The following is a 21,644-nucleotide window of genomic DNA, read 5'->3' as shown; positions in this document are numbered from 1 at the left end:
TGGAGTATACCTCGCATCAGCCCGCGGATTCCGTCGCGCCCGTCGGCTGACCCGAGGACGCCATGTCGGTACAGACTTTGTTTTTGCCAGTTGTTTTCGCGGCATACATCAGATGATCCGCGCGGCCAAGCAACTGGCCCAGTGCCTCCCCCGGACGGTACTGCGCCAAACCAATACTCGTGGTCACCGGCCGACGGCTCAGACCGTCCGTCACCGCCGGGATGCGCTGTCGCAGCGTCTCCGACAGCGCATAGGCCTCCTCCGCCTGCATCCCCGGAAATATGATCAGAAATTCCTCGCCGCCCAGACGGATCAGATAATCGCCCCCACGGATGTGCGCACGCACCTCGGCCGTCACCCCCTGCAGCACGCGGTCGCCCGCCAGGTGCCCTTCCTCGTCGTTGATCCGCTTGAAGTCGTCAAGGTCGAGCAGCGCTACGCTGACCGCCTGCGCAGGTTGACGGTCAGCCTGCGACATGAACCGCGCCAGTATCTCCATGCCCGGCTCGCGCATCATCGCGCCGGTCAGCCCGTCGTAACTCGCCTGCTCGTAAAGTCGCCGCTGATAAACACTCAGCTCACGGTAGTGATGCCAGGACAACAACATCGACACACTGGCCGCAAGCAGTGAGACGCCGAAAATCAGCACCGATACCGGCCGGGCACCATCATTCATCACCGGAAATAGGATATAGGCCACGATCAAACCGAGGAGGGTCGCCACATTCCAACGGACCGCACGCGCATGCCCGAGCAGCAGCACATAACTCAGCGGTATAACCGGAATCCAGATCAGCAGGATCGGAGAGCTGAAATTGAGTAACGCCCCACTGATCAGCGACAATACGATCAGCAAGGCCATGCCGCGCAGACCATGCTCGTAGGTACTGCGATCACGATGCATCCAGTACAGCAGCAACGGCGCGAACACAGGAAACATCAATGCAGACGATGCTCGCAGCCAGGAAGCTTGGCGCGATTCGATATAAAACATCACCAGAGAGGCAAGCACGCCCAGCGGAGCCCCGATGTAGAGAAAGGGGAGGCGCTCTCCGAAAAGCGTAGGACTTTGATCCTGTTCACCTGCGATGTCGCGTTCCAAGCCCTCCTCTTCCATACCCCCCCGACATCATCTGTATTGTTATTGTCTCTCATCAGGCACCGATACAGGGAACCTCACGATCGGCCATCCGACGAGCCGTCATCATGCCAACGGACCTTGCCGTCCTCCCTCACGCAACCGGGTCGAAAACCATACGCGGGCTGCCGTTTGCCCCCTCGTCGACACAGACTTTGTTTTTGCCAGTTGTTTTCGCGGCATACATCAGATGATCCGCGCGGCCAAGCAACTGGCCCAGTGCCTCCCCCGGACGGTACTGCGCCAAACCAATACTCGTAGTCACCGGCCGACGGCTCAGACCGTCCGTCACCGCCGGGATGCGCTGTCGCAGCGTCTCCGACAGCGCATAGGCCTCCTCCGCCTGCATCCCCGGAAATATGATCAGAAATTCCTCGCCGCCTAGACGGATTAGATAATCGCCCCCACGGATGTGCGCACGCACCTCGGCCGTCACCCCCTGCAGCACGCGGTCGCCCGCCAGGTGCCCTTCCTCGTCGTTGATCCGCTTGAAGTCGTCAAGGTCGAGCAGCGCTACGCTGACCGCCTGCGCAGGCTGACGGTCAGCCTGCGACATGAACCGCGCCAATATCTCCATGCCCGGCTCGCGCATCATCGCGCCGGTCAGCCCGTCGTAACTCGCCTGTTCGTAAAGTCGCCGCTGATAAACACTCACATCCTTGTGATCCTGCCACGACAGCAAGGCCGCGAATGCATAGGCCAGCAGACCGGTACAAAACGCTATCGGTGGAAGCGGCTGTAGCCCCTCGTTCACCACAGGGAATAATAGATAGCCCACGACCAGACCGATCAGCACCGCGGCATTCCAACGCAGCGCGCGCTCATATCCAAGCAGAAACACATAGGTCAACGGGAAGACGGGAAACCAGATAAGCGCAACCACATCGTTGAGCGTGAACAGTGCCCCCAGAATCTGCTGGGCGCTGATCAACACGGCAAATCCGGTAACCGCCTGCTCGTATCCTCTATAGCCGCGATGCAGGCGGTACAAAAGCAGGGGCGCGAACAGCGGGAACAACATGGCCGGTACCACGCGGAACCAGGGCCCCTGACGCAATTCAACATAGCTCATCAGCACGGCCACCACGACGCCGATCGACGCAGCGATGTCCATGAACCTGATCTTGACCCGGACGAATTCGTCGCTCTGACTCAAGTCCCGCGCGACATCGCGGCTTGTATTCTGGGTCATTCTGACCTCGAGGGATCGCTCATCGTATAGCCCAGGCGCAGGCAGCCCCCACCCATGACCGCTCAATTCATCACATCCGCGTGACGCATGCCGAAACACGGCTATCGGAGCCTATTCCACTATAAATCCGGCGCCAAGTATAATCGACCGGACCTATGGTCCTTCAGGCAGGCGACTTATGCGGCTCGTCTCCTTCGATGCCTTCCGAACCCTCAGACTCCCCGGCGTACGTTACGTCAAGCCTGAAAATTTTCTGCAGCAGCGCGCGACGGTTGAGGCTGCCGACTGGATATTGTTCCCGGAATACTGGCAAATCGGCGCGCTGGTTTTCGGTCTGCACAAACGGATATTCCCCAGCCTGCCAAGCTATCTGCTCGGCCATGACAAAATCGAAATGACGCGAGCCTTTCAGGCCATCGCTCCCCATCACGTCCCCGAAACCCTAATCGAGGCCAATACCCCGGAATGCGCTGCGCGCGTCTGGGATTCCCTGGTTGCACCCTTCGTCGCCAAGATCCCGCGTAGCAGCATGGGCGAGGGCGTATTCCTCATCGAAACACACAGCGACTGGGAAACGTATCTCGCCAAAACACCAACCATTTATGCGCAGGAATACCTGCCCATAGACCGAGATCTACGCATCGTGATCGTTGGCGAGCAAATCGTCAGCGCCTTCTGGCGCCTCCAGTCGCACGATGGATTTCACAACAATCTCGCCCGCGGCGGGCGTATTGGCGATGCTGCAATACCGGCTGCCGCTACGGAATTGGCCTTATTCCTAGCCAACACCCTCGGTATCGACCACGCCGGTTTCGATATCGCAATGGTCGGTGGCCATCCCTACGTGCTTGAATTCAACCGCCTGTTCGGTCATCAAGGACTCGGCGGACAGCATGACCAGCTGGCCGAGGCCATGCTCGCTTATCTGCGCAAATATTCCGACCATCACGAACCTCACGACCCCATCCGCCCCAATCCGATTTTGCCCATCGCGATCTAACCCGAAATCCTGCTCACCGCAGCCATCACCGGCTGCTATACCTACCCAGGGCACACCCGCTCAAGCGGAGACGTCGGCTTGGGCGAAGGGTCATTCGCCCGACACAAACGCGATATTCAAATGGACATAAGGGGGAACATCATGCTCAAGGCCTTCAAGGAATTTGCCATGCGCGGCAATGTCGTCGACATGGCCGTCGGCATCATCATCGGCGCCGCCTTCGGCGCCATCGTCAAGTCGTTGGTGACCGATGTTGTGATGCCGCCGATCGGGCTTATGCTCGGCAATGTGGATTTCTCGAATCTGTTCCTGGTACTCAAGGAAGGTGTAACCGTCGGGCCCTATGCATCCCTGGTAGAGGCGCAAAAGGCTGGCGCTGTTACCCTGAATCTTGGCCTGTTCGCCAACACCGTGATCAATTTTCTGATCGTCGCCTTTGCCGTCTTTCTGCTAGTGCGCTCGATCAACCGGCTCAAGCGACAAGAAGAGGTGGCCGCACCGACGCCCAACACCAAAACCTGCCCCTACTGTCTGTCAGACATTCCCCTCAAGGCCAGCCGCTGTCCACACTGCACGTCTGAAATATCGTGATATCGAATTTTTCGTATACATTTGATTATCACTTTTGACGATAACGATATTGGCAATGCCGCTAACAAGATAACGCTATAAATTACAAATTGTTAGCGGCACCCCCATGTACGGACACCAGGCCTCGCCTGTATACCCAACATGGTGATTTTCAACAAACCCGCTTAAAATACGGCACTTGATTGCATCTACCCGGCCATTAAAAACCGGGGACCGAGCACCAACCCCGCCCCGTCACGGGGATTCTCGCCATACACCCATCACCCGCTCCGTCGGCAGATTTGAAGCCGAGCCAGCAGATCGCGATCGCCGCTGCCGACGCCCCGCATATCGACAAGGAACCGATACGTCATGAAAGCCAAAGCCGCCGTCGCCTGGGAAGCCCGCAAACCCCTCGTCATCGAGGAAGTCGAAGTCGAAGGTCCCCGAGAGGGCGAAGTGCTCCTCAAGGTCCACGCCAGCGGCGTCTGTCACACCGACGCCTTCACCCTGTCCGGCGACGACCCGGAAGGGGCCTTCCCCTGCATTCTCGGCCACGAGGGCGGATGCGAGGTGGTCGAGGTCGGCCCCGGCGTGAAGAACCTGTCCGTCGGCGACCACGTAATCCCGCTGTACATCCCCGAATGCGGCCACTGCGAATACTGCCGGTCGGACAAGACCAACCTGTGCCAGACCATCGCCGGCACGCTGTGGAGTGGCTACATGCCAGACCACACCCGTCGTTTCAAAGCGCGTGGCCAGGACATCTTCCATTACATGGGTTGCTCGACATTCTCCGAGTACACCGTGGTGCCCGAGATCGCGCTGGCCAAGATCAATAAGGCCGCGCCGCTGGACAAGGTCTGCCTGCTGGGTTGTGGCATCACCACTGGCATCGGCGCCGTACTCAACACGGCCAAGGTTGAGCCGGGCTCGACGGTGGCCGTATTCGGCCTCGGCGGCATCGGCCTATCAGCCATCCAGGGCGCGGTGATGGCCAAGGCTGGGCGCATCATCGCCGTCGACATCAACCCCGAGAAATTCGAGATGGCCCGCGCACTCGGCGCCACCGACTGCGTCAACCCCAAGGAGCTGAGCGTCGGCGTGACCGAGGCGATCAAGGAAATGACCAACGGCGGTGTCGACTACTCCTTCGAGTGCATCGGCAACGTTGAAATCATGCGCGACGCGCTGGAGTGTTGCCACATGGGTTGGGGCGTCTCCACCATCATCGGCGTCGCCGGCGCCGGCCAGGAAATCCATACCCGCCCGTTCCAGCTCGTCACCGGCCGCACCTGGAAGGGGACTGCCTTCGGTGGCGTCAAGGGCCGCAGCCAGCTGCCCGGCTACGTCGAGCGCTACATGAGCGGCGAAATCAAAATCGACGAAATGGTCACCCACACCATGCCACTGGAGGACATCAACCGCGCCTTCGACCTGATGCACGAGGGTAAGAGCATCCGGTCCGTCATCATCTTCTAGGAACGGTCATGAGCACACTCGAACGCATCGAACGCATCAAGGAAAGCGGCGGCTGGCTGGAGCGCTACCGGCACGACTCGGTGAGCTGTCACTGCCCCATGACCTTCTCGATCTATCTGCCGCCGCAAGCCGAGCGGGGGCCGGTGCCCACGGTCTACTGGCTTTCCGGCCTGACCTGCACGGACGACAACTTCCGCACCAAGGCTGGCGCCCAGCGCTACGCGGCCGAGCTCGGCCTCGCGCTGGTCATCCCCGACACCAGCCCGCGCGGCGAGGGTGTGGCCGACGTGCCGGAACGCTACGACCTCGGCCAGGGCGCGGGTTTTTACGTGGACGCCACCCGCACGCCGTGGTCCGAGCACTACCATATGTACGACTACGTCACCCACGAGCTACCCGCACTGGTCGAGGCGAACTTCCCGCTGGTGCCCGGCCTGAAGTCGATTTCGGGGCACTCCATGGGCGGGCACGGTGCGCTGATCTGCGCGCTGAAGAATTCGGGTGCCTATCGCTCGGTCTCTGCCTTCGCGCCGATCTGTCACCCGACGGTTTGCGGCTGGGGCGAGGGCTGCTTCGGCGCTTATCTGGGCGACGACCGCGAAGCCTGGAAGGCCTACGACGCTACCGAACTGGTCGCCGCCGGCGCCGAACCGATCCCGATGCTGATCGACCACGGCACCGACGACGAATTCCTGCCCGACCAGCTCCATCCACAGGATCTGGAGGCTGCCTGCCGCGCACGCGGCTTCCCGCTCACGCTACGCATGCAAACGGGCTACGACCACAGCTACCACTTCATCGCCAGTTTTATCGGCGAACACATGGCCTACCACGCCGCCGCGCTGAAGTAGCAAAGCCTTCGTGTCGAGGGCGCCTCTATACACGGAGCCCTCGACACGACCTCACGCGGGCAGTTCGTCCTGACCTTGCCAGGCGGTCACCCACGCCCTGAATTCATCCGCCGGCATCGGTCGACCGAATAAGTAACCTTGCCCGTATCGGCAGCCCAGCTGGCGCAGCCATGCGGTCTGCTCCGGACGCTCGATGCCCTCGGCTACCACCGCATGCCCGAAGGGCTCGGCCATACCGATGATGGCCTGAACCAGACTCCGGCTCTGGCTCGCACGATCAATCTGATCGACGAAACGGCGATCGATCTTGACGCCATTCACCGGCATTTCGCTCAAATGCGACAGACTGGCATAGCCCGTACCGAAGTCGTCTAGATAGACCGAAATCCCGCGTGCCGCGCACTGCGTGAGTACCTCGACGATTTCCTTCCGATCGCTAAGCGATGCGGTTTCGACGATTTCGAAGTGCAGCCGGGCATAATTGACTGGATGTTCGCCTCCGGCCAACTGATCGAGCGATTCGCAAAAACCTTTTTTGCGCAGCTCCCAGTCCGATACGTTCAGCGCAAGCGTCATCTCTGCCAGCGCCGACTCACTCTGCCAGGCACGCAATATCGATACGCCGGTCGCAATCACCCATCGACCGATACGCTCCATCAATGGGTCGTCGTGAACCGCCCATAGAAAACTGTCGGGAGCAAGCACCTCACCGCTCGCCTGCGGCCAACGCAGCAGAGCCTCAGCGCCCACTGGACGGCCATCCGCCAAATCGACAATCGGCTGTAGGTAAAGTGCGAGCCCATTTTCCTGCAGTGCCGACTCCAGCGCCTCACGGATCGCGCGCCGTGCCTGCTGATGACGGTCGATCTCATGGCCGTAAAAGCGATAGCCACCACCCTCGCTCTTCGCGCTGTACATCGCCATGTCGGCTTGGTGGATCAATGCATTCACGTCACCTTCATCATCCATGAGCATGGCCACCCCGATACTCGGACGCACGCTCACGCGCCGCCCATCGACGGTCATACGCAGGCGCAGGACCAGATCGATGCGGCGGCATAATACTTCAACCTCCGAGACGCGCTGAATGCCTTCGGACAAAACCAGAAACTCATCGCCGCCCATCCGCACCACGGTATCGCCACGGCGCACGATCTCACGCAGTCGGTCAGCGCAGCTCTTGAGCAAGAGATCGCCGAAGTGGTGTCCAAGGCGGTCGTTCACCGCCTTGAAGCCATCGAGATCGATCACGATCACACTGAGCATGCGCTCTTGGCGCCGCGCCCGGCTCATCGCACCCTCCAACACCTCGGGTAACGCGTGGCGATTGGGCAGGCCGGTCAGGGAATCGCTCAGGGCCTGCGCGCGTAGGCGAGTCTCCATCTCCTCGCGCAGCAGTGCCGCCCCGACCAATCCGGCCAACGCCTCGACGGTTTCAAGGGCCTCGGGGTCAGGAAGATTGGTTCGGCTACCGAACCAGGATACCGCCAGCACGGCAGCCATCTCGCCATCCGGCCAATGCACCGGCACCGCTAGATTGGCCCGCAATCCGGCAGAAACGAAGGTCTCCATGGCCATTGACGAGTGCGCATAATCACCCACGAAGCGATAACGCCCGGTACGCAGCACCTCGCCGGATACACCTTGATCGGCCGGATAGCGGTAGCCCATGAAACGTTGACGGAAAGCCTGCGGCACCCCCAGAAAGAAACGATATTGCATGGAGTCGCCATCACGCATAATCAGCGCCGCGCCGTCGGCACCGCAGCAACTGGCGGCGGCACCCGCCGCCTTGCGAAAGTAATCCTCAAAGCGCGACTCACGCGACAATGCCTTGAGTACCGCCGCCAAATTCAATCTGTCCGTCGTCTTCATCACCTTAACCTTGTTTACCCGCATCGACGGTGATCGCTTCGCCTTATCAAGGAGCATACCGCAAGCGTCATTGGATTCGTGATTGTGATTGCATCGCGGCAAGCGCCCGTCAAAAATGCCCGCCTCTACACCAGACCAAGCAATTTCATGCCTGAATCCCTCGCCACCCACCAAATCGATACTCGCCTGTCACACTGGTCGCAAAAGCTACGCCGGTTCGCGGTTGGACTGACTGTCCTGCTGGCGACTGCACTGTTCGCCCATCCGCTATTCGGGCTAAACGTCGACGAAGCACGCGCCGCAGCCCTGTTAGTCCTGACGATCGGATTCTGGGCGACCGGCATCTTGCCCGAACATCTCACCTCCCTGTGGTTCATGTTGCTGGCCATGCTGCTGGCAGTCGCCCCGGCTCCCGAGGTCTTCTCCGGCTTCAGTTCGCCGGCGCTGTGGCTGGTGTTTTCCGGGCTGATACTCGGGCTCGCGATCGACCGCACCGGCCTGGGCGCACGCATCGCCCGGCAAATGGCCAAGCGCATCACCCACCACTACTTCGCCCTGCTCGGCGGGCTGGTCGGCGTGGGTATCGTACTGAGCTTTCTGATGCCTTCATCGCTCGGCCGCGTTGCACTGTTGATCCCCATTGCCCTATCCGTGGCTGGGCATGCTGGCTTCGAACCAGGATCTCGCGGACGCACCGGCGTCGTACTCGCCGCCGCCTTCGGCTGTCAAATTCCCGCCTTCGCTATCCTCACCGCCAACGTACCGAACATGGTGCTGGTCGGCAGCGCAGAAACGCTGCTGCACGTCTCTCCGAGCTACGGCGAATATCTGCTGCTCCACTTTCCCGTGCTCGGTGCGCTCAAGGCCGTCGCACTGGTTTTGCTGATCGCCTGGCTTTACCCCGACCGCACGCGACCGACCGCCACTCGCCCACCAGTCGCGAGACAAGTGCTGAGCCGCGACGAACGCCTGCTCGCCGTTGTACTGGCGGTAGCCCTCACCTTGTGGATGACCGACTCAATGAACCACCTCTCGCCCGCCTGGGTCGCGCTGGCCGCAGCACTCATCCTGATGCTGCCGCGCTTCGGCATCATCAGTCCGCAGCAATTCCGCCAGGGCATCAACTTCAATTCGCTGTTCTTCGTCGCCGGTGTCATCGGTTTCGGCGCAGTCGTCAGCTATACCGGCCTCGGTGCACGTTTCGCGCATCTGCTCGCCCAAATACTCCCGCTCGCACCGGGACACCCACTCCGCGATTTCGCCTCACTAACGCTGGTATCGCTGGTCACCGGCATCTTTACCACCCTGCCCGGCGTACCGGCGGTGCTGACCCCACTGGCCGGCAAGATGGCGGCCGCCTCAGGCCTCTCGGTAAAAACCGTGTTGATGACCCAAGTCCTGGGATTTTCCACCGCACTGTTTCCCTACCAGTCGGCGCCGCTAGTGGTCGCCATGCAGCTCGCCGGCGAGTCACTGCTACCCGCGCTGCGCCTGCTGCTGGCGCTGGCCGTTCTGAGCGCGGTCCTACTGTTGCCACTCGATTATCTGTGGTGGCGCGCGCTCGGCTGGTTATGAGCCGTCGCCAGAAATATTGGCAGTAACTTAGACGCCCGCCTGTGCCAGCAGCCAGTTCCGGAAGGCCACGACCTCGGGCCGTTCCAGGCGCGCCGGCGGTGCCACGAAGTGGTACACGTGATCGGTCGGCACCGCACCGTCGAACAGGCGCACCAAACGTCCAGCCTTGAGTTCATCCGCCACCAGGCTGTGCCAGCTCAGGGCAACACCGATGCCGGACACAGCAGCCTGTATCGAGAGGTTCAGATCACCGACGTAGCGCGTGCGCAGGGCGCCATCCACGCTCACCGCCAGCGAGGCGAGCCAGGTCTCCCAGTCCGGCATGCCGAATTCGATTCCCTGCTGATCGTCCTGCAGCAAGGTCACGCGCAACAAGTCAGCCGGCACGCGCAGGCCGGCGGCGAGTGCCGGCGCGGCGACCGGGACGATGGATTCGGGCATCAGCCGCTCGGCCTGCAGGCCGGCAAAGGACCCTGCGCCGAAGCGGACGGCAGCGTCGACGTCCTCAACCCGGAAATCGACCCGACGGCGCGTCGGTAACAACCTCAACTCAATTTCAGGGTGGCTGGCCTGAAAATCGTCTAGTCGCGGCACCAACCAACGCGCGGCAAAAACAGGTGGGCAGGACACCACCAGAGGCCTGCCGACATCGGAGCCATGCAGGCGCCCGATACCTTCCGCCAGGCGATCAAAACCCTCAGACAGTAACGGCAGCGCAGCCAGCGCAGCCTCACTCGGCTGCAGCTCTCGCCCGCGTCGGAACAGGCTGACACCCAGCAGGTCTTCCAATTGCCTCACCTGCTGACTGACGGCTGCGGGCGTGACGTGCAGCTCCTCGGCCGCGCGCGTGAAGGAACGCAGACGAATCGCTGCCTCCAACGCACGGATCGCGGTCAGTGGCGGCAATCGCCTTGTCATTAGATTTTCTTTAAATTGAGTCAATGAAATGTCGTTTGCAGTCTTAATTATCGCAATCTAGGCTGTGCCAGTCATAAATTCAATTCAAGGAAAACTTTAGGTGAATACGGGACTCGTCTATCTCCTCGTCACCGTCGCCGTCTTCTTCGGCGGTGCCAATTTCACCCTTGCCGGTCCGGTCATGACCGCGCTCCCGCCGCTGTGGGCCGCAGCCGCCCGCTTCCTCTTCGGCACGTTGCTGATCATGGCCATCGTGGCCTGGCGTGGCGGCGACCTGATCGGTGCCGCGCGGCGCCATGCCCCGGTCTACCTGATGCTCGGCGTCGTCGGCATCGGCGGTTTCAACTTATTGTTCTTTTTCGCGCTGCAGCACACCTCACCGGCCAACGCCGCCCTGATCCTGGCCACCAATCCGCTGCTCACCACGCTACTCGCGGCAGCCACCCTGGGCGAACGTCCAACGGCACGCCAGATCGCGGCACTGCCATTGGCCCTGATCGGCGTGGTAGTGGTGATCTCGGGCGGCAGCCTTGCACGCCTCGCCGCGCTGAAGATCTCCAGCGGCGACGCGCTGATGATTGCCGCTGATTTTGCCTGGGCAGCCTACAACGTCCTCACTCGGCGTTTCATGCCGGCCGGCCCCCGTTGACCAATACCTCGCTGGTCATGGCCGCCGGCGCCATACTGTTGATGCTCGTCGCCCTCGGCTCGGGCGAGCCCCTGGCCATGCCCGGCGGCGAGACCTTGGCCGCACTGGCGATCATGGTCGTCGGCGGTACGGTGCTGTTCTATCTCTTCTGGAGCATCGGCATCGCCCACTTAGGTGCGGGCCGCACCTCGCTGTTCCTCAATCTCGTGCCCGTCTTCGCCATGTTGCTCGATACGCTCGTCGGCATTCTGCCGACCGCCGCCCAACTCGTTGGCGGAGCACTGGTGATTGGCGGTGTGACCCTGGCCATGCTGCCGCGTCGCCAGCCAGCTCCGGCCTGAGCGACTAGGGCTCGAATGGGATGCGTACCAGTACCCGATGCGTCTGCCCGTGGGCATCAACCCCGGCGATACCAATGCCCACCGCGCGCACGCCCTCGCCTGTAAAACACCCGCTCGGGCCACGCATGAAGGCCGCAATGCGTGCCGGATCGGCCGGGGTCAGCAGGGTTAGATGGGGCTGGAACTGCGGACTCCCCCAACGCCGGAACACCTCTCGCTTCTCCGGGTAGGCCTTGACCCAGCCCGACATCGGCGGGTGCGGCACGCGCAGCGGGTCGAGCGCACGGGTCACCGCATCGGCCAGCCGCTGCATGCGCCGATTCGCCATCACTTTCAGCAACAGCCAGTGGCTCGGCGTCGCGACGATGCGACCCAGTCGCAGATCGAAGGGATGCACGCCCGCCGCCAGGACACGCAGGCGCCCTTCGATCTGGGGCAGGCGCCCCGCCAGGTAGTTAGTGAGATAAAGTGTGACGTGCGGCAGGAAAGCATGTGCATAGAGCGGTCTCAGTCCCTGCGCCGATAATTGTCGCGCCAGCGAGGTGATGATCGGGCGCAGCGCCGAACCTAGGATCAGAATACGTCATACCCTACTACTTCGTCCGCCGCCTAGGTCGAGCCTCCGGTGGCACACATCAGCACCCCAGCAGCACGCGCCGCCAGTGTTTCGCGCTCACCCAGATATCCCGCCTCAGTCGTCAGATCCCTTCACACGCCCGCGCAGAACCTTGGTTTTCCCGCGCACCGTCTTGCCCGCGAGTCGCCGTTCGCGCGAGGCGCGCGTCGGACGCGTTGCGCGCCTCGGTTTGGCTTCTATTAGCGCGGACTCGATCAATGTCTGCAGGCGCGTGCGTGCATCCTCAATGTTGCGGTCCTGACTGCGGTAACGTTGCGCCTTGATGATCACCACACCGTCACGGCTAATCCGTCGGTCGGCATGCGCCATCAGGCGCTCGCGCACACCTGCCGGCAACGAGGATGCCGTGATATCAAAACGCAGGTGAATGGCGGTCGCCACCTTATTCACATTCTGGCCGCCGGGTCCCGCCGAGCGGATCGCCGTCAGCTCTATCTCCCGCGAGGGAATCGTCACCTCGCCGGAAATTTGGATATCGGTGTTTTCGGGATTCATCTCGAATATCGCATCGTCTTCGGACGGCCTAGCATACAACCGTCCGGACAGACCTTTCAGCGACGCGGCAATGGATACGTCTCCGAAGCGTCAGGCCAGCGCCTTCAATTTGAGGAAAACCTCCATTTCCCTATAGCCGTCTTCTCTTACCTCGTTGAGGTAATGCTCCATCAGCGGGGCGTTGTCCGGCTCGAAGCCGCTGGACGGCAACCAGTCTGCAAACAGACGCAGCTCGGCCTTGAGCGTATCTTCCGGCGTTCCCCTGAAATGCATCACTGCATAACGGCCCGCCGCGATCGTCGCCTTTGTAAACGGTGACTCGACCCGCACGCCGGGCACGATCACGACCGCAGCCTCGTAGCGGCATCGAGCCATCGCCGTCACGACTGGATTATCGTGGCAGAAAGCATAACGCTGCTGCGCCGCCAATTCGATGCCCTGAGCGACCGCCCAAGCCGTGAGCTGGTCCCAGGTCTCTGCGATCGCTTCAGGCCGATAACCCTCGCGCGAGGCAAGCACACACACGCGCCGACTTTCGATATCCCGGACATCTACCTGCACGGCATCTGAGTCCATCGCGTCATCCATCGACTCGAGTGTGAGGCGGGCAGGATACAGATCCGCAGGATCCATAGTCTTTCCATACTGGCTGAAATTCGTCCCGATCTTATCGTGCTCGAGTTTGTCCGAACGCCTGATATCGGATGGACTGCAGCCGAAACGGGCCTTGATAGCTCGCGAGAAATGGGCACTCGATGAAAAACCGAAACGCAATGCCACGTCGGTGATGGTCTCATCGGCGTCGCAGGCAAGCATGCTTGCGGCACGTTCGAGCCGTCGGCGCGCAACATAGTCGCTAAGGGTTTCATCCATGATGCCCTTGAAGATGCGATGGAAATGAAACGCGGAAAAGTGACTGGCCTCGGCCACCGCCTGCAGCGGCAGACGCTGGCCGATATTATGCTCGATATACTCGATGGCCTGGTTGATTCTGGCCTGATATCGACTGTCCATGGTGGGTGCCATACGTCATTGTGACTCGTGTGAGCGTACGTGACGGGAAGCCCATCAGACCACGGCACCGGGGCCACGGCAATCAACCTGTGTTCGTGTCGTTGTGGGATGGCCTTGGACATGGGCCGCCAGGGACACGCCATACCAATGTGTCCATCACGGACGACGGATGACAGAAAATAGACCGGGACACCTCCGCATGGACCCTGCGTCCGGGGCCGTCGGACTTTCCGCATAAGCCCGCCCATGGCGGTCTGCGGAACCGTACATACCGATGGCCTCAAAACCATGAGGCATGGTTTCACTGCGGTGAATCGCCCCTTGCCAAGCCATTCACTACCAACGTACAGAACGCGACATCTCCTACCCGCTGAGTGGCATGGCCATGCAGGGAAATCCAGGTCACTCAAAACAGGGGGCGACTTCTTCCGCGCGTGCCCGCATAGGCACCCGGTCTCAGCCCCGGAATGAAGTCAGCCCCAGGCGCGCATGCCATTCGGCCAGCGATTCATCCGGATAAACCTCGAAGCATCGGTCGTGTGGACCAAAATCGGGTTCCACCCAAACGGCCTTGGAGCCAAGCATCAGATGCGTATGTTCGGGCGGCACCGGCAGCGGTGTATCGATGGCCGAGGCAAGCGGGTGTACCAGCTCGGGCCAGCGTGCATCCCACAGCCACAACGCACTACCGCAACGACTGCAGAAATAGCGTCGCCCCGGGTCAGGCCGGCGCTCACCGGTCTCGGGATCAGGCATTAGCGGTCGATATTCGGTGAGATATTCCTGGCCCTCGACCTTGAGCGTGGCGTTGTCTGCGCCGAGGTTGATGGCATATCCGCCACCGCCCGCCGTCTTGCGACAAATCGAGCAGTAGCAGCGGTTGAAGGGATAGGGCTGAGCCGATTCGACCGTGAAGCGGACACCGCCGCAGTGACAAGCACCTTCGAGCAACATGTCAGTTCTCCGTATCGCTTGGTTCCGGTATCGGTGCCAACAAGCAGGTACGCACTTCCTCTCCCACCGCTATGGCCTTGCGCGTATGCCGGTCGATGGGGCACCAGAAGGTTCGCGCGCGCGCCAGTAAGCGGCCATCGGCGGCGCGTAGCAGCTCGGTATAACGCACGAAACGCCGCCGCGAAGCCTCGCCGACCCAGGTCCGCGCCAGGATCGCATCGCCCTCGTAGGCTGGCCGTTTGTAGTCGATCTCGTGACGCAACACCACCCACAACAACGCAGCCCGCAGTTCGGGGGTGGCGACCACCCGCCAGTGCGCGATTGCGGCATCCTGAACCCAACGGAGGTAAACTACGTTGTTGACATGGCCCAGGGCGTCGATGTCCGCCGGCGTAACCGTCAGGCGCACCTCGAAGCGCCCGCTTTCAGGTGTCACAATAGGCACCTCCAAGCACATATCCCGATGCGCCGACAACCCGCGCGCGCACCGGACTGACTTGAACCGCGGCGAGGCTCCACGACCATGCCAAATCGCCGCCAGACCAAGAGAAATCGGGAAGTATTCAATGCCTTACACGGAACAGCAAGTCACCTCCGTCCGCAAATGGTCGGACAAAACCTTTAGCCTCACGACCACCCGCCCGGAAAATTTCCAGTTCAAGAACGGCGAATTCGTCACGCTCGGCCTGCGCCCAGAGGGCAAGCTGATCGCGCGCGCTTACTCGATCGTCTCGACGAATGACGCCGATCATCTCGAATTCCTCAGCATACATGTCCCGGACGGCCCGCTGACCAGCCGCCTGGCACATATCGGCGAGGGCGACGGTATTTGGATCAACACCAAGGCCACAGGTTCCCTGACCTTGGACTATGTGCGCCCCGGACGCCACCTCTACCTGCTCGCCACCGGCACCGGACTCGCACCGTTCATGAGCTTGATCCGCGACCCGGCGACCTTCGAGCAGCACGAGCGCGTCATCCTGCTGCATACCGTACGTACGGCACCGGAGCTGGCCTACCGCCACGAAATCGAGGCGCTGTGCAATGACCGTCTGCGCTACGTCCCCACGGTCACGCAGGAGCCCTTCGAGGTGTGCCGTCGCGGCGCGGATCTGTTCCGCTCCGGCGAGCTGACCGAGATGCTCGGTCTGCCCGCGCCCGAGCCAGAGCACGACCGCGTCATGCTCTGCGGCAACCCGCACATGAATCAGGAAATGACCGATCACCTCGAAGACAAGGGCTGGGTGATGACCAACTACAAGGGTGTCGGCAACTTCACCGTCGAGAAGGCCTTCGTTCTCGCCAAGGAAGACTGATTCCACACCCTCCCCGCCGTATGGTGCCGCGGGAGGGCTGCACCCAAGCGGCTGTCTACAGATGCGTCACCCGAGGTGCGCCACCCGCGCCAGCATCGCCGCTGCGTGCCCGTTGGGGTCAACCCCGTATTCTGCATAGACCAACCGGCTATCTCGATCGATGATGAACGTCGAGCGCACGATACCCATGCGCCGCTCACCGTTCTTCTCCTTCTCCTGCCAGACCCCGTAGCGTTCGCACAACTCGCCGGATGTATCCGCCAACAGGCCAATACGCAACCCAAACTTGTCGATGAAACCGCGGTGACTCTCGCAGGAATCCCGGCTCACGCCAAGCACGGCGGCGCCAGCAGCCGTGAAATCGTCGGCCAATCGTGTGAAATCGTTCGCCTCGATGGTGCAGCCTGGCGTGTCGTCCTTGGGATAGAAATACAGCACCACATGCTGCCGCCCCGCAAAATCTGCCAACGCAACCGGCGTGCCGTTCTGATCGATCGTGTCGAAGGCGGGTGCCATCTGTCCCGTTTCAAGCATGTTCGTCACTCCTCAAGGTGGGTGGTTCGGTACTCTGCGGGATACCCTGCGGCATTCTGCCATGCAACGCACGCCATGCCGTACCCGCGCACCAATCGATCATATCCCCCCGACATGCGCGTAGGGGTCATCGGCGAACCATTCGATCAAAAACCGCATCGTTACGGCAATCGGCGCACTGTAACGAACATCCCGATGTGTTACGCACCAGCACGACAGCGGGGGTAGCGATAACCAACTCATCACCGGCACCAGCGACGGCCAGCGCGCCGCGAGCCCCGTATGCATCGCACAAATACCCGCCCCAGCCCTCGCCAGCTCGATCTGCGCCGGCAGATGATCGCAACGCAGACTGAAATCCGCACGCCCGATCGGCAAACCCAGCCGCTCCGCCGCATCGATGAAATCCCGGTCCTGATCGTTGCCGATCAGGCTATGGCACGCCAGCTCATCCCATGATCGTGGGTCGCCATGTTGCGCCACGTAATTCCGATGCGCGTAAAAACCAAGCGGTATATCTGGCAGTCGACGCACCACCAGGTCGGACTGAGCCGGGCGGAACATGCGCAAGGCGATGTCTGCCTCCCGCCGGCCCAAATTGCTAACACGATTGGTGATGACCACGTCCACGCGAATACCCGGGTAACGGACGCGCAAGGCAGCCAGTGCAAGCGGCAGCAGATAGGTGCCGAGCACCTCGTTGACACTGATGCGCACATCACCCGCCGGCGCGGCCGAAAGACCGGAAGCCTCGCGAGCAAAACCGTCGGCCGCCTCACCCATCCGTGCAGCCGTCGCCATCAGGCGCTCACCTGCAGCCGTCAATGTCACGCCCTGTGTCGTCCTACGCAGCAGATTGAGGCCAGTCGTCTGCTCCAGCGCCTGCATCTCACGGCTTAGTGTCGGTTGCGAGACACCCAGCGCCCGCGCAGCGGCAGAGAGACTGCCTGTCTCCGCAACCGCGAGAAACGCACGTATCCAACGCCAGTCAATGCTATTCATATACGCATATCCATCAGACAAAAATGTCTATTTCGCAACATATACACATAGTGGATGCTAAGCGCCACACATCCAGCGTCAATCGGCGCCCATATTCGCGGAGTACTGCATGCCCAAGGCATTGATACTGGGAATCAGCGGCGGCTTCGGGGCCGCCACGGCCGAAGCCTTACGTGCACACGGCTGGCAGCTACGCGCGTTGATGCGCGAGCCCACACACTTGCCACCGCACTTGGATGGCACGGAAATCGTCTGCGGCGATGCTCGTGATCACGATGCCGTGTGGCGGGCCACCGAAGACGTCGAGCTGATCGTCTATGCCGCCAACCCATCGAATTATCGCTGGCGGGGCATGGCCCTACCCATGCTCGAAGTCACCGCGCGCATCGCGGAATCTCGGGGGTTGACCATACTGTTCCCCGCCAACGTTTACGTCTTCGACCCTGCCGACGGCCCCATCTTCGACGAGACCTCGCCCCGGTGCCCGCAGACCGGCAAAGGGCGCCTGCGCCTGGCCATGGAGGCAAGGCTCGAACGCGCGGCACGCCGGGGCGCACGCGTGATCGTCCTGCGCATGGGCGATTTTTTTGGACCACATGCCCCGAGTGCCTGGTTACACCACCTGATCAGGCGGCAAGCATCCGGCTGCCGGCTCACCACGCCGGGGCCATCGGCCATGACGCACACCTGGGCCTACCTACCGGACGCAGCCAACGTAGCCACCGCGCTCATCGCCACCCGCGACAATCTGCCCGCCTGGAACCTATTCCACTTTCATGGGCACCGCGCCAGCCTCGCCGAAATCGCGGCAGCCTTACAGGCGATCAGCGGTCAGCCGGTGGTGCTGCACCCGATGCGCTGGTGGCCATTGCACCTGCTTGCGCCATTTTCGCCATTGGCACGCGGCGTACTCGAAATGCGTTATCTATGGCGCTGCGAGATCCATCTCGACGACCGCAAATTGTGCGAAATAGGTCTCACGACAACGCATACGCCGCTGGGCGAGGCATTGCGCCGGTCTTGGGCAATGGATATCGAGCAAGGCAATGCCGATTGACGATTGACGATTGACGATTTCTAGATCGTCACCGTAGAACCGTGACGCCTTCCCGCTCATGGTATCGCCGCTTGCGCGTGTCGCGAGTTGGACCGCGCACGACGCCTTGGGCATGAGGAATGAAACCGCGTCGGCGGGCACGCTCAACTATGGTTGACAGCCTCACGCCTGGTCGCCATGATTTCGGAATTCAGAATTCCGAAGCGATCATGCTAAGCCTCCCCGCACACCCCGCCCTGATCGACCAGGTCTACGAGACGCTGCGTGACGCCATTTGCACACTCGATCTGGCACCCGGCGAGCGTCTGCGTCAGGCCGAGCTAGCCGAACGCCTTGGTGTCTCACGTCAGCCGGTCAGCCATGCCCTGCAGCTGCTCAAGCGCGACGGACTGGTACAGGAAAGTGGGCGCAAGGGACTGGCCGTGGCCGAGATCGACCCCGAACGCATCCGCCAGCGATACGAGGTGCGCGAGGCCCTGGACGCGCTCGCGGCCCGGCTCGCCGCCCGCCGTGCGGGTGCCGGCGCGCTGTCCGAAGCCGAGCGCAACGCGTTGGAACAACCTTTCTCAGGCACGGACGGCGATGGCGCACCCCCGGCGGCCACGCTGCTGAGTGCCGACCGCGCGTTCCACACCGCGCTCTATCGCGCCTCCGGAAACCCAGAAATCGAAGCGGTGATCGCGCCGCACTGGCCCCATCTGATGCGCGCCATGGCCGTGGTCCTGCGTGAGAGCGGCGCCGCGCGCCGCACCTGGGACGAACATACGCTGATCCTGCGCCACATTTTAGATGGCGACGAGCACACGGCAGCCGAGGCCGCGCGCACTCATGCCGCACGTGCCGGCGCAAGCATGATTCGGCGCCTGGAGTCACGTCAAACAGGGCCGGGAGATCGTCCATGACCTCCGTATTGGGCTCCGTACTACCTGTGTTCGCCCTCATTCTCGCCGGCTTCATTACCGGCCGGCGCGGCCTGCTCGGTGCAGCCGCAACCGACAGCCTGAACAACTTCGTGGTCTGGCTCGCCCTGCCCGCGCTGCTGTTTCAGGCCATGGCACAAATTACTTGGCAGGAGGTCGATCACCCGGGATTTCTGATCGCCTTCGGCGGTGGCGTCACCGTGACCTTCGTCGTCGCCTTGCTGCTCGGCCGTTCACCGGGCCGACGCCTGGCCGATCTCAGCCTGGAAGGCCTGAGCGCGGCCTACGCCAACACCGGCTACATGGGCATCCCGCTGTGCCTGATCCTGTTCGGCAAGGACAGCTTGCCGCCGGCCATCATCGCTACACTGATCACCGCCACCGTGTTGTTCGGTGCCGCCATCGTGCTCATCGAGACCGACCTGCAGCAGAACCCAAACCTCGGCCGCACCCTCCGCCAGGTCGGTCGTTCGCTGCTGCGCAACCCGCTGTTGCTATCGCCATTGCTGGGCCTGATCTACGCGCTCACCGGGCTGCCGCTGCCGGAACCCGTACTACGTTTCACCAGCCTGCTCGGTGCCGCCGCCAGCCCTTGCGCGCTGGTCACCATCGGACTGTTTCTCTCGCGCCGCCAGCCCGGACGAAATCGCGGCAGCGTCTGGCGCATCGTTGGACTCAAGCTGGTGTTGCAGCCGCTGGTGACCGGCCTGCTCGCCTTGTGGGTTTTCGACATGCCGGCGGTCTGGTCGCACACCGCGCTACTGATGAGCGCCCTGCCGGTCGGCACCGGGCCGTTCATGCTCGCCAAGTTCTACGACCGCGAGGCCGGTATTGCCTCTCACGCAATCCTCTATTCGACGCTGATCTCGGTGCTGACCATCTCGGGATTGGCTGCCTGGCTCGGCACCGGCTGAAAAATATCCACCGCCGACCACGTCGCCGCGCGATCACTCATGCGGATAAATTTCCTCATCCTCCCGTGCCAGACCGTCGTTCAGCGACACCCAGGCCAGCCGGCTACCAATCCAAATATGCCTATCCGGCGGGAAACGGTCCGCCTGATCCAGCGTGACCACACTGACATCGATCGTTTCCGACGCGAGCGGCGTCCACAAGGCCATCTGCGCGCCACAGGCCGGACAGAAATAACGCTCGCCGCCGCAGGAAGGCCTGTAACAAAACGGTGCGTCACGCGTCCACCTGAAGTCCCCCAGTGGCACGGTCGCCCAAGTAACGTGCGTCCCCCCACTACTACGCCGGCATACGGAACAGTGGCACACCGCCACGTCGTCGAGTGCGTCGATATCGAGTTGGTAGCGACATGCGCCGCAGTGGCAACCACCTTCGATCATTCCGACTTCGCCTGTCGCGGCAGATAGACCACCGCGATCAACAGACAAAGTGCGGCAGATAAATTCAACGCCTGCGCGCCCCACCGCATGAACGCCAGCACACCACCGAAGCCGCCTGCGATGAAACCCACCAGAATAAATACCAACAGAAGCAGCTTCCAGGTCTTGATTTGCTTGCGCCGTAACCGATGTGCCAGCAACACCCCAATATCCGTCACGATACCGGTCACATGCGTCGTTCTCAGCGTTAGCCCGCGGTAACTCGCAGCCAACGCATTTTGCAATCCGCAAGCCATCGCCGCCAACATCAGCGACAGCGGCATATGGCCGAACGTCGCGCTCAAAGAGGCCAGGCCCAGCAACCCCCCCTCGATGAGCAACGCGACGCCATAACTTCGCCCCGGCCGCAGCACAGTGGATGAAATCATCAGACCGCTTGCCATCGCGCCAAGCAGAAAACCCGACATGATCCCGAGCAACAGCAACAAGCGATGAAGCTCAAGATGTCCCAAATCGATCCCCAGCAAGGTGGCCGGTCCACTCATGTGACTGACCGGCAGACCGGCATAGCTGAGCATCACGGCATTGACATAGCCGGCCAGCGCGGCCAGCAACCCAGCCACGAGGAACAATACCATCGTCGCGGCATCGTCCTGGCCTGCGGTACCGTGCGCCGGTAAGGGTGTGTAGGGCATGCGCGCAGCATATCGCGTTCAGAGGCTCACGTTCGAGGTCTCCCATCGGAAGTCATCGTCTCGTACCGCTGGGCGTG

Annotated in this window: 24 protein-coding genes; 11 read left to right on the top strand and 13 right to left on the bottom strand. The window is 61.9% G+C overall.

The features are described from left to right. Nucleotides 1–16 precede the first annotated feature (16 nt). Nucleotides 17–1,102 carry a GGDEF domain-containing protein gene (locus BI364_RS03085; protein ID WP_197495827.1) on the bottom strand — a complete coding sequence of 362 codons (1,086 nt, stop codon included), beginning with the start codon at nucleotides 1,100–1,102 and terminating at the stop codon, nucleotides 17–19. A 130-nt stretch (nucleotides 1,103–1,232) separates the two neighbouring features. Then, nucleotides 1,233–2,330, bottom strand: a complete 1,098-nt coding sequence (locus tag BI364_RS03080; RefSeq protein WP_070077507.1) for a GGDEF domain-containing protein — start codon at nucleotides 2,328–2,330, stop codon at nucleotides 1,233–1,235. A gap of 178 nt (nucleotides 2,331–2,508) precedes the next feature. Here BI364_RS03080 and BI364_RS03075 point away from each other — a divergent pair, with 178 nt between their 5' ends. From BI364_RS03075 to fghA, 4 genes are all read left to right on the top strand, one after another. Beyond that, nucleotides 2,509–3,330: an ATP-grasp domain-containing protein gene (locus BI364_RS03075; protein ID WP_070077506.1), complete on the top strand. Its 822-nt coding sequence runs from the start codon at nucleotides 2,509–2,511 to the stop codon at nucleotides 3,328–3,330. A 120-nt stretch (nucleotides 3,331–3,450) separates the two neighbouring features. Continuing rightward, nucleotides 3,451–3,921, top strand: a complete 471-nt coding sequence (gene mscL / locus BI364_RS03070; RefSeq protein ID WP_211098101.1) for a large-conductance mechanosensitive channel protein MscL — start codon at nucleotides 3,451–3,453, stop codon at nucleotides 3,919–3,921. Between the two features lie 351 nt (nucleotides 3,922–4,272). Beyond that, a complete protein-coding gene (locus BI364_RS03065) occupies nucleotides 4,273–5,382 on the top strand; it encodes an S-(hydroxymethyl)glutathione dehydrogenase/class III alcohol dehydrogenase (RefSeq protein ID WP_070077504.1) in 1,110 nt (369 codons plus the stop codon). A gap of 8 nt (nucleotides 5,383–5,390) precedes the next feature. Next, the gene (gene fghA, locus BI364_RS03060) at nucleotides 5,391–6,233 is read left to right on the top strand and encodes an S-formylglutathione hydrolase (protein ID WP_070077503.1); all 843 of its coding nucleotides are present in this window, start codon (nucleotides 5,391–5,393) and stop codon (nucleotides 6,231–6,233) included. A 51-nt stretch (nucleotides 6,234–6,284) separates the two neighbouring features. Here the strand turns inward: fghA and BI364_RS03055 are convergent, their stop codons facing one another. Continuing rightward, entirely contained in the window at nucleotides 6,285–8,108 is a 1,824-nt protein-coding gene (locus BI364_RS03055; protein ID WP_197495819.1) for a putative bifunctional diguanylate cyclase/phosphodiesterase, read from the bottom strand. A 147-nt stretch (nucleotides 8,109–8,255) separates the two neighbouring features. Between BI364_RS03055 and BI364_RS03050 the strand changes: the two genes are divergently transcribed. Then, a complete protein-coding gene (locus BI364_RS03050; RefSeq protein WP_156782603.1) occupies nucleotides 8,256–9,683 on the top strand; it encodes an SLC13 family permease in 1,428 nt (475 codons plus the stop codon). A 27-nt stretch (nucleotides 9,684–9,710) separates the two neighbouring features. On the opposite strand, the gene BI364_RS03045 is transcribed toward BI364_RS03050, so the two are convergent. Beyond that, complete coding sequence (locus tag BI364_RS03045; protein WP_070077501.1) at nucleotides 9,711–10,601, bottom strand: LysR substrate-binding domain-containing protein; 891 nt, start codon at nucleotides 10,599–10,601, stop codon at nucleotides 9,711–9,713. A 100-nt stretch (nucleotides 10,602–10,701) separates the two neighbouring features. On the opposite strand from BI364_RS03045, the gene BI364_RS18195 reads away from it, so the two are divergent. Together BI364_RS18195 and BI364_RS18190 are read left to right on the top strand one after the other, a co-directional pair. Then, the gene (locus BI364_RS18195) at nucleotides 10,702–11,250 is read left to right on the top strand and encodes a DMT family transporter (protein WP_197495818.1); all 549 of its coding nucleotides are present in this window, start codon (nucleotides 10,702–10,704) and stop codon (nucleotides 11,248–11,250) included. Further along, nucleotides 11,247–11,591, top strand: a complete 345-nt coding sequence (locus BI364_RS18190; protein ID WP_197495817.1) for an EamA family transporter — start codon at nucleotides 11,247–11,249, stop codon at nucleotides 11,589–11,591. Before BI364_RS18195 ends, BI364_RS18190 begins: the two co-directional genes overlap by 4 nt. Before the next feature lie 4 nt (nucleotides 11,592–11,595). On the opposite strand, the gene BI364_RS03035 is transcribed toward BI364_RS18190, so the two are convergent. The 5 genes from BI364_RS03035 to BI364_RS03015 all read right to left on the bottom strand — a co-directional run bounded on the left by BI364_RS03035 (nucleotide 11,596) and on the right by BI364_RS03015 (nucleotide 15,127). After that, entirely contained in the window at nucleotides 11,596–12,138 is a 543-nt protein-coding gene (locus BI364_RS03035) for a 2'-5' RNA ligase family protein (protein ID WP_407639343.1), read from the bottom strand. Nucleotides 12,139–12,282: 144 nt separating this feature from the next. Then, on the bottom strand, nucleotides 12,283–12,723 hold the full coding sequence (gene arfB, locus BI364_RS03030) for an alternative ribosome rescue aminoacyl-tRNA hydrolase ArfB (protein WP_070077499.1): 441 nt from the start codon (nucleotides 12,721–12,723) through the stop codon (nucleotides 12,283–12,285). Nucleotides 12,724–12,813: 90 nt separating this feature from the next. Continuing rightward, a complete protein-coding gene (locus tag BI364_RS03025) occupies nucleotides 12,814–13,737 on the bottom strand; it encodes an AraC family transcriptional regulator (RefSeq protein WP_070079847.1) in 924 nt (307 codons plus the stop codon). Between the two features lie 456 nt (nucleotides 13,738–14,193). Then, the gene (locus BI364_RS03020) at nucleotides 14,194–14,691 is read right to left on the bottom strand and encodes a GFA family protein (RefSeq protein WP_070077498.1); all 498 of its coding nucleotides are present in this window, start codon (nucleotides 14,689–14,691) and stop codon (nucleotides 14,194–14,196) included. A 1-nt stretch (nucleotide 14,692) separates the two neighbouring features. Beyond that, complete coding sequence (locus BI364_RS03015) at nucleotides 14,693–15,127, bottom strand: acyl-CoA thioesterase (RefSeq protein WP_197495815.1); 435 nt, start codon at nucleotides 15,125–15,127, stop codon at nucleotides 14,693–14,695. A gap of 130 nt (nucleotides 15,128–15,257) precedes the next feature. Between BI364_RS03015 and BI364_RS03010 the strand changes: the two genes are divergently transcribed. After that, entirely contained in the window at nucleotides 15,258–16,007 is a 750-nt protein-coding gene (locus BI364_RS03010) for a ferredoxin--NADP reductase (protein WP_070077496.1), read from the top strand. A 66-nt stretch (nucleotides 16,008–16,073) separates the two neighbouring features. On the opposite strand, the gene BI364_RS03005 is transcribed toward BI364_RS03010, so the two are convergent. Together BI364_RS03005 and BI364_RS03000 are read right to left on the bottom strand one after the other, a co-directional pair. Further along, nucleotides 16,074–16,541: a peroxiredoxin gene (locus tag BI364_RS03005; protein WP_070077495.1), complete on the bottom strand. Its 468-nt coding sequence runs from the start codon at nucleotides 16,539–16,541 to the stop codon at nucleotides 16,074–16,076. Between the two features lie 99 nt (nucleotides 16,542–16,640). Continuing rightward, entirely contained in the window at nucleotides 16,641–17,543 is a 903-nt protein-coding gene (locus tag BI364_RS03000) for a LysR family transcriptional regulator (RefSeq protein WP_070077494.1), read from the bottom strand. Between the two features lie 109 nt (nucleotides 17,544–17,652). Between BI364_RS03000 and BI364_RS02995 the strand changes: the two genes are divergently transcribed. The 3 genes from BI364_RS02995 (at nucleotide 17,653) to BI364_RS02985 (ending at nucleotide 20,434) form a co-directional block, all read left to right on the top strand. Next, entirely contained in the window at nucleotides 17,653–18,600 is a 948-nt protein-coding gene (locus tag BI364_RS02995) for an NAD-dependent epimerase/dehydratase family protein (protein WP_070077493.1), read from the top strand. Nucleotides 18,601–18,809: 209 nt separating this feature from the next. Next, entirely contained in the window at nucleotides 18,810–19,502 is a 693-nt protein-coding gene (locus BI364_RS02990) for a GntR family transcriptional regulator (protein ID WP_070079846.1), read from the top strand. Then, nucleotides 19,499–20,434, top strand: a complete 936-nt coding sequence (locus BI364_RS02985; RefSeq protein WP_070077492.1) for an AEC family transporter — start codon at nucleotides 19,499–19,501, stop codon at nucleotides 20,432–20,434. The genes BI364_RS02990 and BI364_RS02985 overlap by 4 nt, the downstream gene beginning before the upstream one ends. A 33-nt stretch (nucleotides 20,435–20,467) precedes the next feature. Here the strand turns inward: BI364_RS02985 and BI364_RS02980 are convergent, their stop codons facing one another. After that, entirely contained in the window at nucleotides 20,468–20,872 is a 405-nt protein-coding gene (locus BI364_RS02980; RefSeq protein WP_070077491.1) for a GFA family protein, read from the bottom strand. After that, nucleotides 20,869–21,567 (bottom strand): YoaK family protein, encoded by a 699-nt coding sequence (locus BI364_RS02975; protein WP_197495814.1) that lies wholly within the window; start codon nucleotides 21,565–21,567, stop codon nucleotides 20,869–20,871. The genes BI364_RS02980 and BI364_RS02975 overlap by 4 nt, the downstream gene beginning before the upstream one ends. Between the last annotated feature and the right edge of the window lie 77 nt (nucleotides 21,568–21,644).

The organism is Acidihalobacter yilgarnensis, assembly GCF_001753245.1.
GTDB classification, from domain to species: Bacteria; Pseudomonadota; Gammaproteobacteria; order DSM-5130; family Acidihalobacteraceae; genus Acidihalobacter; species Acidihalobacter yilgarnensis.
This window is presented reverse-complemented; position numbering and strand designations above follow the sequence as displayed.

Excerpts from the sequence above, each read along its gene's own strand:
- BI364_RS03080 (WP_070077507.1), bottom strand. The coding sequence starts at position 2,330 with ATGACCCAGAATACAAGCCGCGATGTCGCGCGGGACTTGAGTCAGAGC.
- BI364_RS03075 (WP_070077506.1), top strand. The coding sequence starts at position 2,509 with ATGCGGCTCGTCTCCTTCGATGCCTTCCGAACCCTCAGACTCCCCGGC.
- mscL (WP_211098101.1), top strand. The coding sequence starts at position 3,451 with ATGGACATAAGGGGGAACATCATGCTCAAGGCCTTCAAGGAATTTGCC.
- BI364_RS03065 (WP_070077504.1), top strand. The coding sequence starts at position 4,273 with ATGAAAGCCAAAGCCGCCGTCGCCTGGGAAGCCCGCAAACCCCTCGTC.
- fghA (WP_070077503.1), top strand. The coding sequence starts at position 5,391 with ATGAGCACACTCGAACGCATCGAACGCATCAAGGAAAGCGGCGGCTGG.
- BI364_RS03055 (WP_197495819.1), bottom strand. The coding sequence starts at position 8,108 with ATGAAGACGACGGACAGATTGAATTTGGCGGCGGTACTCAAGGCATTG.
- BI364_RS03050 (WP_156782603.1), top strand. The coding sequence starts at position 8,256 with ATGCCTGAATCCCTCGCCACCCACCAAATCGATACTCGCCTGTCACAC.
- BI364_RS03045 (WP_070077501.1), bottom strand. The coding sequence starts at position 10,601 with ATGACAAGGCGATTGCCGCCACTGACCGCGATCCGTGCGTTGGAGGCA.
- arfB (WP_070077499.1), bottom strand. The coding sequence starts at position 12,723 with ATGAATCCCGAAAACACCGATATCCAAATTTCCGGCGAGGTGACGATT.
- BI364_RS03025 (WP_070079847.1), bottom strand. The coding sequence starts at position 13,737 with ATGGACAGTCGATATCAGGCCAGAATCAACCAGGCCATCGAGTATATC.
- BI364_RS03020 (WP_070077498.1), bottom strand. The coding sequence starts at position 14,691 with ATGTTGCTCGAAGGTGCTTGTCACTGCGGCGGTGTCCGCTTCACGGTC.
- BI364_RS03010 (WP_070077496.1), top strand. The coding sequence starts at position 15,258 with ATGCCTTACACGGAACAGCAAGTCACCTCCGTCCGCAAATGGTCGGAC.
- BI364_RS03005 (WP_070077495.1), bottom strand. The coding sequence starts at position 16,541 with ATGCTTGAAACGGGACAGATGGCACCCGCCTTCGACACGATCGATCAG.
- BI364_RS03000 (WP_070077494.1), bottom strand. The coding sequence starts at position 17,543 with ATGAATAGCATTGACTGGCGTTGGATACGTGCGTTTCTCGCGGTTGCG.
- BI364_RS02995 (WP_070077493.1), top strand. The coding sequence starts at position 17,653 with ATGCCCAAGGCATTGATACTGGGAATCAGCGGCGGCTTCGGGGCCGCC.
- BI364_RS02990 (WP_070079846.1), top strand. The coding sequence starts at position 18,810 with ATGCTAAGCCTCCCCGCACACCCCGCCCTGATCGACCAGGTCTACGAG.
- BI364_RS02985 (WP_070077492.1), top strand. The coding sequence starts at position 19,499 with ATGACCTCCGTATTGGGCTCCGTACTACCTGTGTTCGCCCTCATTCTC.
- BI364_RS02980 (WP_070077491.1), bottom strand. The coding sequence starts at position 20,872 with ATGATCGAAGGTGGTTGCCACTGCGGCGCATGTCGCTACCAACTCGAT.
- BI364_RS02975 (WP_197495814.1), bottom strand. The coding sequence starts at position 21,567 with ATGCCCTACACACCCTTACCGGCGCACGGTACCGCAGGCCAGGACGAT.